11 protein-coding genes are annotated in these 15330 nt (G+C 67.8%); 9 read left to right on the top strand and 2 right to left on the bottom strand.

Annotated features, from left to right (window positions below):
- The first annotated feature begins 104 nt into the window (after positions 1-104).
- Positions 105-1496 (top strand): sugar porter family MFS transporter, encoded by a 1392-nt coding sequence (locus VG296_RS30920; RefSeq protein WP_325572046.1) that lies wholly within the window; start codon positions 105-107, stop codon positions 1494-1496.
- A gap of 85 nt (positions 1497-1581) precedes the next feature.
- On the opposite strand, the gene VG296_RS30915 is transcribed toward VG296_RS30920, so the two are convergent.
- Positions 1582-5085, bottom strand: a complete 3504-nt coding sequence (locus tag VG296_RS30915) for a fibronectin type III domain-containing protein (protein ID WP_325572045.1) — start codon at positions 5083-5085, stop codon at positions 1582-1584.
- Positions 5086-5390: 305 nt separating this feature from the next.
- Here VG296_RS30915 and VG296_RS30910 point away from each other — a divergent pair, with 305 nt between their 5' ends.
- The 7 genes from VG296_RS30910 to VG296_RS30880 all read left to right on the top strand — a co-directional run bounded on the left by VG296_RS30910 (position 5391) and on the right by VG296_RS30880 (position 12964).
- Positions 5391-6755, top strand: coding sequence for a sugar ABC transporter substrate-binding protein (locus VG296_RS30910; protein WP_325572044.1), 1365 nt, complete (start codon positions 5391-5393; stop codon positions 6753-6755).
- 7 nt (positions 6756-6762) lie between these two features.
- The gene (locus VG296_RS30905; protein WP_325572043.1) at positions 6763-7794 is read left to right on the top strand and encodes a sugar ABC transporter permease; all 1032 of its coding nucleotides are present in this window, start codon (positions 6763-6765) and stop codon (positions 7792-7794) included.
- Positions 7795-8691: a carbohydrate ABC transporter permease gene (locus VG296_RS30900; RefSeq protein ID WP_325572042.1), complete on the top strand. Its 897-nt coding sequence runs from the start codon at positions 7795-7797 to the stop codon at positions 8689-8691.
- A gap of 53 nt (positions 8692-8744) precedes the next feature.
- Positions 8745-9521, top strand: coding sequence for an IclR family transcriptional regulator (locus VG296_RS30895; protein ID WP_414641155.1), 777 nt, complete (start codon positions 8745-8747; stop codon positions 9519-9521).
- Between the two features lie 22 nt (positions 9522-9543).
- On the top strand, positions 9544-10353 hold the full coding sequence (locus VG296_RS30890; protein WP_325572040.1) for an NAD-dependent epimerase/dehydratase family protein: 810 nt from the start codon (positions 9544-9546) through the stop codon (positions 10351-10353).
- A 137-nt stretch (positions 10354-10490) separates the two neighbouring features.
- Complete coding sequence (locus tag VG296_RS30885) at positions 10491-12230, top strand: serine/threonine-protein kinase (protein WP_325572039.1); 1740 nt, start codon at positions 10491-10493, stop codon at positions 12228-12230.
- On the top strand, positions 12227-12964 hold the full coding sequence (locus tag VG296_RS30880) for a hypothetical protein (protein WP_325572038.1): 738 nt from the start codon (positions 12227-12229) through the stop codon (positions 12962-12964). Before VG296_RS30885 ends, VG296_RS30880 begins: the two co-directional genes overlap by 4 nt.
- 11 nt (positions 12965-12975) lie before the next feature.
- On the opposite strand, the gene VG296_RS30875 is transcribed toward VG296_RS30880, so the two are convergent.
- Positions 12976-14037 carry an LLM class flavin-dependent oxidoreductase gene (locus VG296_RS30875; RefSeq protein ID WP_325572037.1) on the bottom strand — a complete coding sequence of 354 codons (1062 nt, stop codon included), beginning with the start codon at positions 14035-14037 and terminating at the stop codon, positions 12976-12978.
- A 226-nt stretch (positions 14038-14263) separates the two neighbouring features.
- Here VG296_RS30875 and VG296_RS30870 point away from each other — a divergent pair.
- A partial coding sequence (locus tag VG296_RS30870) for an aminotransferase class V-fold PLP-dependent enzyme (RefSeq protein ID WP_325572036.1) occupies positions 14264-15330 on the top strand: 1067 nt, incomplete at its 3' end.

Genomic DNA, 15330 nt, shown 5'->3' with positions numbered 1-15330 from the left:
CACTCTTCTGAAAAAGTTTCGTTCTGGACCTTGCCGAAGTGTCGGCCCGGTGTGAGTTTGTGGGCAACGCACATCCAGCTCGGACCACGACAAAAGGACTGGACATGACGGCAGGGGCGGTACGACGCGGGAGCGTCGGCAAACGGACTCTCTACTTCTTCGGGGCGTTGGGTGGGATCCTGTTCGGCTACGACCTCGGGATCATCGCGGGCATCCTGGTTCTGCTGAGCAAGGACTGGCACCTGACGCCCTTCACCAAGGGCGCGATCACCGCGAGTCTGTCGATCGGTGCGATGCTCGGGGCCGCGCTCGCCGGGCGTCTCGCCGACCGACTCGGCCGCCGGTACACCATCATGGCGGCCGCCGTCATCGTCATCATCGGCACCGTGGCCTGCATGCTGTCCGGGGGCGTGACATCCATGGTGATCTCGCGGGGCGTGATCGGTCTCGGCGTCGGTTGCTCGTCCGCCACGGTGCCGACGTATCTGTCCGAGCTCGCTCCCGCGCGGCTGCGCGGCGCGATGTCCGCGCTGAACCAGATATTCATCGTGAGCGGGATCCTGATCGCGTCGCTGGTCGCCTACTGGCTCGCCTCGACGGGCAACTGGCGCGGCATGTTCTCCGGCGCGCTGATCCCGGCGGCGATCCTGCTCATCGGCCTCGGATTCCTCCCCGAGACGCCGCGTTGGCTGTTGACCGCCGACCGCGAACCGGAGGCCAGGGCCGTGCTCGCCAACACGCACGCCGGCGAGGACATCGACGCCGAGGTCGCCACCATCAGGGAGGTCATCCGGATCGACACCGAGGAGAAGGGCCGCATCCGCGACCTGTGGGCGCCGTGGGTGCGTCCCATGCTGCTCGTCGCGCTGATCCTGGCCATCGGGCAGCAGTTCAGCGGCGTCAACGCGATCAACGCGTACTTCCCGACGATGCTGGTCTCGCTCGGCTTCACCACCAGCACCGCGCTGCTCAGTGCGATCGCGCTGGGCGTGACCAAGCTGCTGTTCACCGCCTGGGTCGTGTTCGTGGTCGACCGCTGGGGGCGCAAGCCGCTGCTGCTGCTCGGCAACGTCGTCATGGCCCTGACACTCGTGGCGGCCGGCTTCGTGGTCCTCGACGTGCACGACAAGTCGCTGCTCGGAACGCTGACCCTGGTGCTGCTGATCCTCTACCTGGCCGGCTACGAGCTCGGCTGGGGCGCGGTGGTCTGGGTGATGATGGCCGAGGTCTTCCCGCTGCGGGTGCGCGCGGCCGGCATGGGCGTCGGCAGCGTCGTGCTGTGGGCGGCCACCGGCATCATCACCGGGATCTTCCCGACGATGTCGGACCCGAAGAAGCTGGGACTCGGCCACTCGATGTGGGTGTTCGCGGCCGTCAACGTCGTGCTGTTCGTGCTCGTGCTCTGGAAGGTTCCGGAGACCAAGGGCCGCAGCCTCGAGCAGATCGAGCTCGACCTGCGCGGGCGCGTGCCGTCCGGCACGAAGACAGAGGTCTGAGAAACGAAGGTCTGAAATGAGGGTGGGAGCGGAGGTTCCGGCCTCCGCTCCCACCCTCGCTCGTCGTCAGGGCCGAGCGCGCTGCTCAGCTCTGTGGCGCTCCCGCTACCGTGTAGCCGTCCCAGTCGTACAGGAACCCCTTCACGTTCGGGCCGTCGGTCGACGGGTCACCGTGGTCGTCGACCAGCAGGAGGTTCTGGTTCAGGGCCTGGCTGATGTAGCCGTGATCCAGCTTGTACTTCAGGTCGAGCGTGCCGATGTGGTACGCCGACTCGTTGGACGCGGCGCTCGCGTTGAAGTTGCCGAGCACCTGCATCGTCACCCGGCTGCCGGTCACGTTCATCCAGCCTTCGAACACGTACAGCGCGGAACTGCGCAGACCGCTGGAGTCCGTCGAGTTGAACTCGGTGCCCATGCAGCATTGGCCGTCGTACGGGCTCGTGGTGCCGTCGGCGATATGTGCGGGGCCGACGGTGCTCTTCGCGGTCTGGTTGAACGTGTCGCCGGCCAGCACGTTCCACAGGCCCATCAGGTCGGACGAGTGGTGGCCCTGGTAGACGAACGGCCGCGCGATCGCCGAGTTGGCGCCGCTTCCGGCCGTGCTGAAGCAGCCGCCCGCGTTGGTGAGACCGGCGCTGTCGAGCTGCGAGGTCACCGTCGCGTCGTTGAACGCGCTCAGCATCGAATCCCACGTCGTGGCCCCGAAGTACTGGATCGCCGCGATCTCGGTGTCCACGCCGCCGTCCCGATAGTTCGGGTTGTTGCTCTTGCTGAAGTTCCCGAACCCGCAGATGCCGGAGGAGAAGTTGTTGGCGTCGTTGTAGGTGTAGTTGCTGCCGTAGCCCATCGCCGCTTCGAGCAGGTTGACCTTGTTCTGCTCGGCGCCCGTCAGCTCGCTCCACGCCGGGCCGTTCTTGAGCAGCAGCAGGGCCTGGGCGACCGGCGCCTGACCCCACATTTCGAGGCCGCCGTCGGCGTCGGGCTCGTTGCCGCCGGCGATCATGTTGCGGACTTGCGCAAGCAGCGCGCTGTCGACGGTGGCACCGTTAGTGGCCTTGGTACCGGGCGCCACCTTGTCGACCAGGGCGAGGTAGTACAGGACCTTCGACTCGCCGATGTTGGTCGGGCCGGTACCCGGCCGCGGCACCGACGACGTCGGCGCAGCCCACGCGAACAACGGCGCGGCAACCGCACTGTCGATCTGCGGCTGGCTGAACGCCGACCCACCACCGCTGCCCGGCGTGGTGGCACTGGCCGAAGCGCTATGCGCCGATTCGACACCAGCGGAGTCGACGGCAGTGACGGTGTACGTGTGCGAACTTCCCGCAGCCAGACCACTGATCGTCGCACTGGTCGTGGTCGGGGAAGCGACCACGACACTGCCCTCGTACACCTTGTACGAGGCAGCGGGATCGCTGTTGTTGGACTCCGTCCACGACAAATCGATGCTCGAACTACTGGCCGCAGTCGCAGTCAGCCCGGTTGGAGTGGCCGGGGTCGTGGTGCCGCCCGTGGGCGTGGTGGCAGTCGCCGACGCACTCTGTGCCGACGCGTTACCCGCCGAATCGACCGCGACCACCGTGTACGTGTGCGAACTTCCCGCAGCCAGACCACTGATCGTCGCACTGGTCGTGGTCGGGGAAGCGACCACGACACTGCCCTCGTACACCTTGTACGAGGCGGCAGGATCACTGTTGTTGGACTCCGTCCACGACAAATCGATGCTCGAACTACTGGCCGCGGTGGCAGTCAGCCCGGTCGGAGTAGCCGGGGCGGTCGCGCCGCCTCCCTGACCGTTGACGGTCACGTTGGTCGGGGCGATGTACGAGGTCGCATAGTCGCCGCTGAAGGTGAACGTGGCGGTGGCGCCGTTGGCGATGGTCGCGTCGGAGCTGGTATTGGTGAACGTGTTGTGATTTCCACTGGTGACGAGGGTCGCGCTGGACTCGCTCTCGATGTTCTCGCTCGGGTCGAGGTCGAACTGCACGTTCCAGCCGTTGACCGTGCTACCCGACTTGTTGGTGATGGTGGCCGTGTCGGTGTAGCCGCTACCCCAGTCCTTCGTCTTGGCGATCGACACCGTCACTCCGCCGACGGTGCCGCTCGAAGTGGTGGCCGTCGCCGACGCGCTGGGGGGCGACGCGTTACCCGCCGAATCGACCGCGACCACCGTGTACGTGTGCGAACTTCCCGCAGCCAGGCCACTGATCGTCGCGCTCGTCGTGGTCGGGGAAGCTACGACCGTGCTTCCCTCATAGACCTTGTACGAGGCGGCAGGATCACTGTTGTTCGTCTCAGTCCAACTCAAGTTGATGCTCGAACTGCCGGCCGCCGCCGCGGTCAGGCCGGTCGGCGTGGCTGGGGTCGTACCGCCGCTGCCGGGTGTGGTGGCCGTCGCCGATGCGCTGGCGGGCGACGCGTTACCCGCCGAATCGACCGCGACCACCGTGTACGTGTGCGTACTACCGGCAGCCAGGCCACTGATCGTCGCGCTGGTCGTGGTGGGAGAAGCAACTACCGTGCTGCCCTCGTACACCTTGTACGAGGCGGCAGGATCACTGTTATTGGTCTCAGTCCAGCTCAAGTTGATGCTCGAACTGCTGGTTGCCGTCGCAGTCAGGGCGGTCGGCGTGGCCGGTGCGGTGGTGCCGCCGCCGGTGGACTGCGGACCGTCGGTGGAGAGCGTGAAGTCGGCGAACTCGTCGGTCGTGGTGTGGGTCGGGCTCCAGGACGTGTCGTGCCCACCGTGGAAGGTGGAGAAGAACACTCCGGAGTTCGCCCCCGGCAGGGGCTCAGTGGCCTGGCATACCGGCGTGGATCCGCCGTCGCTCCAGACGGATATCGAACCCGAGGTGGTGTTCACGAGCTGCTCGATCGAGTGCCACTGGCCGTCGGCGGCGAAGTGCCAGTTGCCGAGGCACAGATCGGCGCCGTAGCCGCTGCCTGACGAGGTGTAGAAGTACAGCTCTCCGTCGGGGTCGGTGGAGCTGCCGCCGCGCCACATGTACCGCGTCGACCAGCCCTGCGCGCAGTGCTGCCCGCCGCTCTCGCAGCCCGGCACGCCGCCGCCCCACAGTCCCGGCATCTTGCCGGCCGTCTTCTTGCCGAAGTCGAACCCGACAGGGAACTTGTAGTAGTACTTCAGATCCAGCGTCGGGCTGGCCGCCAGCGCGGCCGCGCCCGGAGCGGTGGACTTCGTCAGATCCTGGTACATCTGGCCGCCGCCGAGCCCGCAGCCGCAGCTCGGCGGGCCGCTGGGCGCCGGATAGGTGGCCTGCAGGGCCTGTCCGCCGCCGGGCGCGGTCGAGTCCGTGACCGGCTTCAGGTTCGCGTACCCCCAGTTGCAGGTGGACGACGACGTCGCGCCCTGACACGTCTGGGTGTCCGAGATCAGGCCGTAGTTGCCGTTCCAGCTCGTCGTGTGGAAGTTGTCGAACGTCGTGCTCCACGTCGGAGCCGTCGACGCGGCGTGCGCCGCGCCCTGGGCCGGGGCGACCGCGAGGACGACCGTCGCCGCCGCGAGTGCGAGGGCCGCGGCGCACGCGACCATGCGCCGCAGCCTCCCTGATCTCTCGTCAGGATGCTTCATGGGTGACTCCCGTTCGTTGTGTGCCGCTCGGTACACGGCCGTAATCCTGGAGTGACATGTACGGCCCGATCGACGGCACCCGCAAGGCCCAAGAAGGTAAAATGTTCAGAATCGCGACCATTGTTCATGGATATGAACGCGCTCATAGATATGAACGCGCGCGAAGCACCTTGACGGGTCGTCGAGTGCCGCATACATTGCGGGACACCAGAGCAAAGTTCAGCAGCTTGCAAAGCGTTCACATATAAGAATTTGCTCGCGGGGTAGCCCAGCCCCGCGGCCTCATCCGTGGAGGGGAAGCAACGATGCTTTTTCCGCTCAGGCGAAAGGCCCGGCCGGCCGGAGGCACTCGAACGGCCGCCGCCGCGCTCGCCGTGTTCGCACTCGCATTCGGCGGCCTCACCGCCTGTAGCAGTTCTGGATCATCGAGCTCGAATAACGCCTCGGCCAGCGGGCCGCTGACGGTCTGGATACGCGGCTCGGGCGACTCGCTGAAGGCCTATCAGAAGATCTTCGCCGCCTTCACCGCGCAGACCGGGATCAAGGTCAACCCGTTCATGACACTGACCGACTTCGAGACGAAGCTGTCCGCGGCGGCGTCCGCGCACCGGCTTCCGGACGTCGTGCTCGACGACGCCGCGCAGCTCGGATCCTTCGAGACGCAGGGCATCATCCAGCCGATCGACCGCAGTACGATCACCGGCTCCGATCAGATCGTGTCCACCGCGTGGAAGTCCGCGGTCGACCTGACGGGCGCCACGTACGCCGTCCCGTTCTCCGCGCAGGCGAATCTGCTGTTCATCCGGAAGGACTGGCTCGACAAGCTGCACCTGCCGGTCCCGACCACCTGGGCGCAGGTGGAGGCCGACGCCAAGGCCTTCACCAACAACGATCCGGACGGCGACGGCAAAAACGACACGTACGGCATCGACGTGCCGGGCAGCACGACCCGCGGCTACATATCCTGGTGGTGGTCGTCGATGCTGTGGCAGGCGGGCGGCGACTACGTCAAGAGCGACGGCAACGGTAAGTACACTGCGACGCTTGACTCACCCGCGGCGGTAAACGCGGCCTCCGAATTCGAGACGCTGGCCTGCACCGACAAGGTGACCCAGCCGGGCATGCTCAACGACGACTCCACCGCGGCGAACAAGGCGTTCCAGACGGGCGTCGCGGGCATGTACCTGACCGGCCCCTACGCGTTCGCGACCATGGACGCGACGGCTGTGAAGGGCAAGTACGTCGTCGTCGCGCCGCCGGCCGGTCCGGCCAGCGCGGAGACGCTGGCCGAGGGCACCGACGCCTACCTGATGGCGGACGCGAAGACCGACGAGGCCAAGAAACTGCTCTCGTTCATGATCTCGCCGCAGGCGCAGACCCTCGGCATGACCGCGGTGCCCACGGCGACCGTCGTCCGGCTGCCGATCAACAAGAACGTCGACGCCGCGTCCCTGCACAAGGGCGACCCGCGCTGGACCCTCGCCCAGCAGGTGTACCAGGCCGCGGGCCACTACGAGTACGACTCGCTGCCCAACTGGACCGCGCTACGCCAGGAGACCTCGAACGAGCTCAACGCGATGATCGCCGACTGTTCGAATCCGAGCAGCGCGATGTCGGCGCTGAACGGCAAGTTCCAATCGCTGCTGGCGCAGCAGGGCGTGGCGGGCTGACCGACTGATGAAGGCTACTGACTCGGATACGGGGATCGGCCGGGGCGCGCCCGCGCGCCTCGCCGTTCAGGCGGACGGCGTCGCGGGCGCGCGTGAGACCGGTGCCGCGGCGCCCGCCCTCGCGCGCCGCGTCCCGCGGGTCCCACCGCCGCGGCGCGCCTGGATCTCCAGGCGCGCCGGTCGCACCGTCATCCCATGGCTGTTCCTCGCGCCGGCGCTCGTGTTCTTCGCCGTATTCCGGTTCTGGCCCACCGTGTGGGGCGTCTATCTGAGCCTTTATAAGGTGCGGCCGTACCTCGGGAACCAATGGGTCGGCTTCGGCAACTTCACCCGCGCCTTCCACGACCCGGACCTGCGTTCCGCGGCCGAGCACTCGCTGATCGACGCCGCGGCGTCGGTCGCCGGCTCGATCGTCATCGGGTTCTGTCTCGCGCTGCTGCTCGAAGGGCCGGCGCGGCACCTGCGCGTGCTGCGCACGGCGGTGTTCGTGCCCGTAGTCGTCTCGATGGTCGCGGTCGCCGAGCTCTGGAACTCGCTGCTCTTCCCGGGAAAGTACGGCGCGATCAACTCGCTGCTCGGCGACATCGGGCTCGGGCCGGCGCCGTTCCTCAGCAGCCCGCACTCCGCGCTCGCCACGGTGATCGGGGTGCAGGTCTGGAAATCCGCCCCCTACGACATGCTGATCTTCGTCGCCGGGCTGGCGGGGATCGACCAGACGCTCTACGAGGCGGCCGCGATCGACGGCGCGGGCGCCTTCCACCGGCTCAAGTACGTCACCCTGCCTGCGCTCCGACCCATCACCACGATCGTGCTCACGCTGGGCATCATCAGGGGTCTGCGGGTCTTCACCGAGATCTACGTGCTCACCAACGGCGGACCCGCCGGTTCCACGCAGACTCTCGTGCCGTTCGACTACGCGCAGGCGACCACCAACAACGACGTCGGATACGCATCGGCCATCTCGGTTCTGCTGCTGACAACGACGATCCTGCTCACGCTGCTCGTATGGCGCTGGCGCGCGCGAAAGGATGACGCATAGATGGCCATAGTCGGTTCGTCCGCCACCGCACTGGGCCTGCGCGCGCCGCGGATGCTCACTCGAGGCAAGGCAGGCAAGCGGGTCGCTCGGCTGGTCGCGTACGTGGTCGTGGTCGCCGTGTTCCTGCTGCCGCTCTGGTCGATGGTGGCGACGGCGCTGAGCTCCACGCAGTCGCAGCTGGGCAGCATGCAGCTGATCCCGCACGGCCTGACAGCCGGAAACCTGACCACGGCCTGGCATTTCGGGATCGGGCGCGGCCTGCTCAACTCCGTCATCATGGAGGTCGTCGGGCTCACCCTCCAGCTCACGGTCTCGTCGCTCGCCGCGTACGCGTTGGCGCGCAAGCGATTCCGGGGCGCGGCGCTGGTGACCGTCGCCATCATGGCCACGATGATGATGCCCGACGAGGTCATCGCGATCCCGCTCTACCTCATCATCGGCAAGATCCCGCAGCCGTTCACCGGCGGCACCCTGCTCGACTCGTACGGAGGGCTGATCCTGCCGATGGTCGGCTGGGCCCTGCCCATCTACATCCTGACCGGGTTCATGAAGCGGATCCCGATGGAGCTCGAGGAGGCGGCTCGGGTCGACGGCGCCGGCGAGCTGCGCGTGTTCCTGCGGATCATCCTGCCGCTCTGCCGTCCGGCGCTGGGCACCTGCGCGGTGTTCGGCTTCCTGATGATCTGGGACCAGTACCTGCTTCCGCTGCTGGTCGTGCAGACCCCGTCGATGGATCCGCTGACGGTGGTCGTCACCTCCCTGCAGTCCAGCCAGGAACTCGGCGACGGCGTCAAACTGGCGGCGGCGACGATCCTGATGGTGCCCAGTGTGCTGTTCTATCTGGGCCTGCAACGCTACTTCGAGCGCGGAGTGCTCAGCGGCTCGATCAAGGGGTAGAGACGGAGATAGCCGACAAAGGCGGAGGGTGCCAGGATGATCCCATGGTGACCATGCGTTCCAAGGACGGCGTCGTGCCCGCGTCTGTGAAGTCCGCGGACCGCACAGTCGAGCTGCTCGAACTGCTCTCGCACACCGACGAGCCGCTCACGCTGAGCGAGATCCACCGGGAGCTCTCGTACCCCAAGTCGAGTCTTTACGTCCTGCTGCGCACGCTCGCCGCGCGGGGCTGGGTCGAGACCGACCGGCGCGGCACCGGGTACTCGATCGGCGTACGCGCGCTGCTGGTCGGCACCGCCTACCTCGACCGCGACCCGGTGATCCGCGCCGCCACCCGGGTGTTGGAGCAGCTGCGTGCCGAGGTGGACGAGACGGTCCACCTCGCCAGGCTCGACGGCGCGGACGTCGTCTACCTGGCCAGCCGTGAGTCGGCCCACCACCTGCGGCTGACCTCGCGGGTGGGACGCCGGCTGCCGGCACACGTCACCTCGCTCGGCAAGGCGCTGCTGGCGGAGCGCACCGACGACGAGGTCGACGATCTGCTGCCCGACAAGCTCATCTCGCTGACGCCGCACACGATCACCGACCGGACCGCCCTGTTCAGAGACCTCGCCGAAACCAGGTCGCACGGCTACGCGACCGAGCGCGAGGAGAACACCCCCGGTCTCGGCTGCTTCGCGGTCGCGCTCGGCTATCGGCGCCCGGCGATCGACGCGATCAGCTGCTCCGTGCCTCTGGTGCGGCTGGACGACCCGGCGCACGCGGCGGCCGTGCTGGACGCGGTGCGGCGCAACGCCCAGGAACTCAACAACATCCTTCGGACCGTATGAAACCCGCTACGAGGAGTCGGACTTGTCCACGATCCTGATCACCGGCGCCGCCGGTGGAGTCGGAACGCTCATGCGACCGCGGCTGGCCCGCGACGGCAGGGTGCTGCGCCTCCTAGACCTGGCGCCACTCGACCCCGCCGCCGGTCACGGCGAGGAGGCGATTCAGGCCTCGATCACCGATATGGACGCGATGGTCAGCGCGTGTGAGGGCGTCGACGCGGTCATCCACCTCGGCGGCCTCTCCACGGAGCACAGCTGGGAGCAGATCCTCGACGCCAACATCAACGGCACGTACACCGTGTTCGAGGCGGCTCGTCGCGCGGGTGTACCCAAGGTCGTATTCGCCTCGTCCAACCACGTGGTCGGCTTCCATACGCCCGATGAGTACCCGCTGCCGGAGGCGGTCGTCCCGCTGCCCGACACCTACTACGGGGTCTCGAAGGTCGCCGGCGAGGCGCTGGGAGCGCTCTATGCGAAGCGGTACGGCCTGAATGTCATCAGCATTCGGATTCTCAGCTGCTTCGCGGCACCGCGGGACCTGCGCATGCTCTCGACGTGGCTCGCGCCCGACGACGGCGCGCAACTGCTGGAGGCGTGCCTCGCGCAGGAGAAGCCCGGATACCGGGTCGTCTACGGAGTGTCGGACAACACGCGCGGAGGCTGGGTCTCGCTCGACTCGGCGCGGGCCCTCGGGTACGAGCCTTTGGGCGACGCCGAGGCCTACGCCGCGGCGATGATCGCCGAGAAGGGCGAACCCGAACTCGACGATCCCGTCTTCGCCTACCTCGGCGGCGCGTTCACCTTCGCGAATCTCGACGCCGACAACCTGTGAGCCTGGGCGAACTGGGGGACGCCCGCGCGCCGGGGATCCGAGGTCCGCGGTAACAGTTCCGATCTTGGCACCCAGGCCCTACCATGGCTCCGCGAACGGTCTGTCGTGGCCGTTTGTGTCGAGGGGGAGAAAATTCCATGGTGGGCAATGGCTCGCCGGGCGGCTGGACGCTACCCGGTTATGTACACGTGCAACAGCTCGGCTCCGGTGCCGGAGGGCAGGTGTTCCTGGCCAGGCACCAAGGCTCCGGCACGCTCGTCGCCGTCAAGTATCTGGTGCCCGGCCTGCACGCGGACGGCGATTTCCGTGAGGCGTACCGGTCCGAGGCGCAACTGCTGGCCGAACTCGAGTCGCCGCATGTGACTCGGCTGTACGAGTACGTCGAGGGGCCGGCGGGTTCGGCGATCGTGATGGAGGCCGTGGAGGGCTCGTCGCTGCGGTACCTGATGAAGCAGGAGGGCGCGACCACTCCCGAGGCGGCGCTGTGCATCCTCAAGGGCTCGCTCCTCGGACTCGCCGCCGCGCACGACGCCGGAGTGGTGCACCGGGACTACAAGCCGGCGAACGTGCTGGTGACGCCGGACGGCGTCTCGAAGTTGGTGGACTTCGGGATCGCCACACGCTCCGGCGAGGCCGCCGCCGCTGCCGGCACACCGCTCTACATGGCGCCGGAGCAGTTCAACGGCGCGCCCGCTTCACCGGCGGGCGACGTGTACGCCGCGACGGTCACCTTCTTCGAATGCGTGACCGGCGAGCGTCCGTTCCACGGCAAGAACGCGGTGGAACTGATGGCGCAGCACGCGCTCGGCACGGTCCCGGACGACCTCGTCCCCGAGCCGCTCCGGCCGCTGATCCGGGCCGGGATGGCCAAGGACCCGCACCAGCGGCCCCCGAGCGCGCTCGAATTCGTCGCAGCACTCGAACAGGTCGCGGACGCGGCGTACGGGCCGGAGTGGGAGGAGCGCGGACGGCGGAAGATCGCGACCCTGATGGCCCTCCTTCCGTTGCTGCTGCTCAAAGCCGCCGCGCAGCCGGTCCCCGCGAGCACGACGTCGATCGCGACGACGGTGCTCGGGACTGGGGCACCCGGCGCGGGAGCTGAGACTGAGGCCGGGGCCGCACTCGGCAAGCGGGTGCGGCGCAGGCCCAGGACGATCAGGGCGACCGTGGGCGTGGGCGCGGCGGGCGCGATCGTGGTGGCGTTCGTGGCCGTGGCCGCGGCGTCCGGGGCCCATGGGAAGCAGGACGACTCGGCCGCGAATTCCGCGCTCGTGGGTGCGACGACGATGCTGACGCCACTGGCACCGTTGGGATCGGCGCCGGCATCCACGACACCGACCGTGGCGGGGACCGCCTCCCATTCTCCGAGCGCGTCCCCTTCGCAGACTTCGGCGACACCGACCGTCAGCCAAAGCGGCCCGACGAACTCGACGACTCCGCCGAGCGTGTCGGCGTCGTCCGGTACGAGCGCTCCGCCGACGTCCACATCCACCACTGCAACGCCGACGCACTCGACATCGTCCACTCCCCCGCCGCCGACTCCGCAAGTCGACTCGATCACCATCAACTCGCTGACGTGCGACGGGCCGTCCGTCGGCGCCTCGATCACCGTGACGACCAACGGAGTCGCTGGCGACACGGTGACCTTCACGTGGTTCACCCTCAACGACAACGGCAGCCGGACGACGGTTGCCACCAGCGGCCCCTACACGCTCACGGCCGGACAGACCTCGCAGACGGGCAGCGCGCGGCAGAGCTTCCAGGCGTACCAGGGCGCCGTGAACTGGGGCGTGTCAGTGAGCTCCTCGCCGGCGCCGAAGAGCGGCGATGCTTCCATGAACATCAACCCCTACTCCAATGGATGCGTGGCGTCGTGACCGATGAGACCGAACGCGTCACGCAGCGCTTCGTGGACGAGACCGAGCAGTTCGAGGACGAGACACAACTCCTGGAGACTGAGCGCCTCGGGACTGAACGCGTGGAGACTGAGCTCATTCAAACCGAGCGCTACGAGACAGAGCGTCCCGCGGTCGAGGAAGTGGAGCGGACGCAGCATCTCGACTCCGCGCACAATCCGGACGTCGTCGAGACGTACGTCCGGTTCGGGCCGGGGGTGCCGGCCCAGGCGGCTCCCGCTCCCAACCTCGCGACCGCTGTCTGGCGCGGCGAGGTACTGCCCGTCGGAGCCGCTCAGCAGGCGGCGGAGCGCAGGTCGCGGCGCTGGATACTGCCGTTGACCGTGCTTATCCTGGTTATCGCGGTGCTGATCTACTTCCTCTGGGGACGCACCACCAATGCGGTCGCCGTCGACTCGGTTGCCGTGAAGGCGTCTACGCCCACTGTCACGTGCGGACAGACCGAGCGCCTGAGCGCCGTCATCACGACGAACGGGGGCTCGGGCACGCTGACCTACCAATGGGTCCGCTCGGACGGCACGACCTCCGCCGTACTCACTCAGAACGTGAACACGGGTGAGCACCAGGCGAGCGTCGCCCTGCTGTGGAACTTCGACGGCTACGGCGCCCTCGACGCCACGGCCACCCTGCACGTCCTCAGCCCAGGCCACGCCAGCGGTTCAGCCTCGTTCCACTACACCTGCAGCAAGTCGTAGAGAGTAGTGCGCTATTTGCGCAGCAGCGGTAGGAGCTGGTCACCGATGCGGCTGATCTCGCTCTTATAGGGCGTGTCCGACAGAACGAAGTGGGTGATGCCGAGCTTGCCGTAGTTCTTCAGCGCCGTGGCGACGTCCTCGGCGGATCCGACGAGCCACGTGGTGGCCGCTCCTCCGCCGCCGTACTTGCCAGGGGTCGTGTAGAGGCACGTGTCGAGGACCTCGCCGCGCTGGGCCAGATCGAACAGTCGCTGCTGGCCGACCGCCGCTCGGCGATTGCCCGTCCAGGTCAGCTCGCCGGCATCGACCGCCATCCGTTCGACCTTCTGCTCCGCGTCGTGCCAGGCCTCCTCGGTGGTATCGCGCACCAGCGTGGTGATCCGCAGTCCGAACTCGAGCGGTTTGTGTCGGCGGCCGAACTGTTCGCTCAACGCCTTGAGCCGGTCGATGCGTTCGGCGAGCCCTTCGAGCGGCTCGCCCCAGAACAATTGCACGTCGGCCTCGGCCGCGGAGACCTGCTCGGCCGCTCGCGACGCACCTCCGAAGTAGAGCGTCGGATGCGCCCTGTCGTCGGTGGCGTAGGGACGCGGCGTGACGGTGGAGTCGGCGACCTGGAAATGCTCGCCGTTGAATGTGACGGCTTCCTCGGTCCACAGGCGTCGCAGCAGATGCAGGAACTCTTGAGTCCGTGCATACCTCTGCGCCGGGTCCGACTTCGTGTCGCCGTACGCGGCGAGGTTGTCGAGTCCGCTGACGATGTTGACCAGGACGCGTCCGCGACTGAGCTGGTCGAGCGTCGCCGCCGCGCTCGCGAAATGGGCGGGCTGCCAGTAGCCGGGACGGATCGCGATCAGGGGTTTGAACGTCGTGGTCCGGGCCGCCAACGCCGTGGCGACGGTGAAGGTGTCGGGCCGCCCCCACCCCGTGCCGAGCAGCGCGCCACCCCAGCCGTGTTCCTCCGCCGCGCGCGCGAGCTCGGTCGAGTATTCGATGGATCCCCAGCCGACCATCGTATCGTCGCCGCGGTGACCCGACTCGACGGTGTTCGGGATGTACCACAGGAATTCGTTCATCGCAGAGATTATCTGAGCCGCGCGACGGGCCGTCAAGGAAACCCGCGTACTGTCTCACTACGGTTTTCGTGAACGTAACATTCGTCGGGACAGTTTGCGTATTCTAGCCATGTCAGTATTCAGACACTGATGTTGACCTGCACGGGAGGTGAATTGGAGCCGAGACTTCGGGAGACGTCGCGGTTTCGTCTTGACGCCTGTTTCGGCGGCTCATAGCTTTTTCGCCATGCCCGCCGCCACCGCTTTGCCGACGATGACCACTGTCGAGAGTCTGCGCACGAGGTTCCCCGCGCTCTCCGGCCCGACCACGCGCCTGGACGGACCGGCCGGATCGCAGATCCCCCGGCAGGTCATCGAGTCGATCGCCGGCTACCTCGCCACCAGCCCCGCCAACCTCGGCGGCGTGTTCGCCGAGAGCCTCGCCGCCGAGCAACTGGTGCGTGAGGCCCGCTCCCGCTGCGCCGCGTTCTTCGGCACGGCGGACTGCGACGAGGTCGGGTTCGGACTCAATGCTTCGGGCGTGAACGCAGCCATGGCCGCTGCGGCGGCCGCGGATATGAATGCGGGCGACGAGGTCGTGGTCAGCGTCCTGGATCACGATGCCAGTGTGCTGCCATGGCGACGTGCCGCCGCGCAGCACGGCCTGACCCTTCACGTGGTCGGGCTCGCCGAGGACGGGCGCCTCGATATGGACCACCTTCGCGACGTCATCAATACTCGTACACGCGTAGTGGCTCTGCCCTACGCCGCGAACGCCACCGGCACGGCCGTCGACGTCGCCGAAGTGACTCGCCTTGCCCACGCGGTCGGTGCATTGGCGTGGCTCGATGCGACCCATATCGCCCCGCACGAGCCGCTTCGCGTTCGCGAGCTCGACGTGGATGTCGCGTTCTGTTCCGCATACAAGTTCTTCGGCCCGCACCTCGGGCTCTACTACGCGCGGCGCGAGCTCACCGCCGCTTGGGCACGCCGCGCGCTGGGCAGCGGCATCGAGTCGGGCACCCCGCCGCTGGAGTCCCTCGCAGGGCTCATCGCCACGTTCGACTACATCGACGAGGCGGGCTGGCCGCTGATCGCAGCGCACGAACGAGCGCTCGGCGAGCAGTTCCTCGAGCGCCTGCCCGAAGCCTGGCAGCTCCTCGGCCTGCCCATGATGGACGGGCGCACGCCCACCTTCGCCCTCACCCTGCCCGGAGCTCACCCGGTCGGCCTCGCCCGAGCGCTCGCCGAGCGCGGCATCGCCGTCGGCGCGGGCACCTTCCACGCCCCGACCCTGTTCGAGACTCTCGCGCT

Origin of the sequence: Actinospica sp. (assembly GCF_035552695.1) — a bacterium.
Taxonomy (GTDB): domain Bacteria; phylum Actinomycetota; class Actinomycetes; order Streptomycetales; family Catenulisporaceae; genus Actinospica.
The sequence above is the reverse complement of the archived record's forward strand: the minus strand, read 5'-3'. Positions and strand labels throughout refer to the sequence as shown.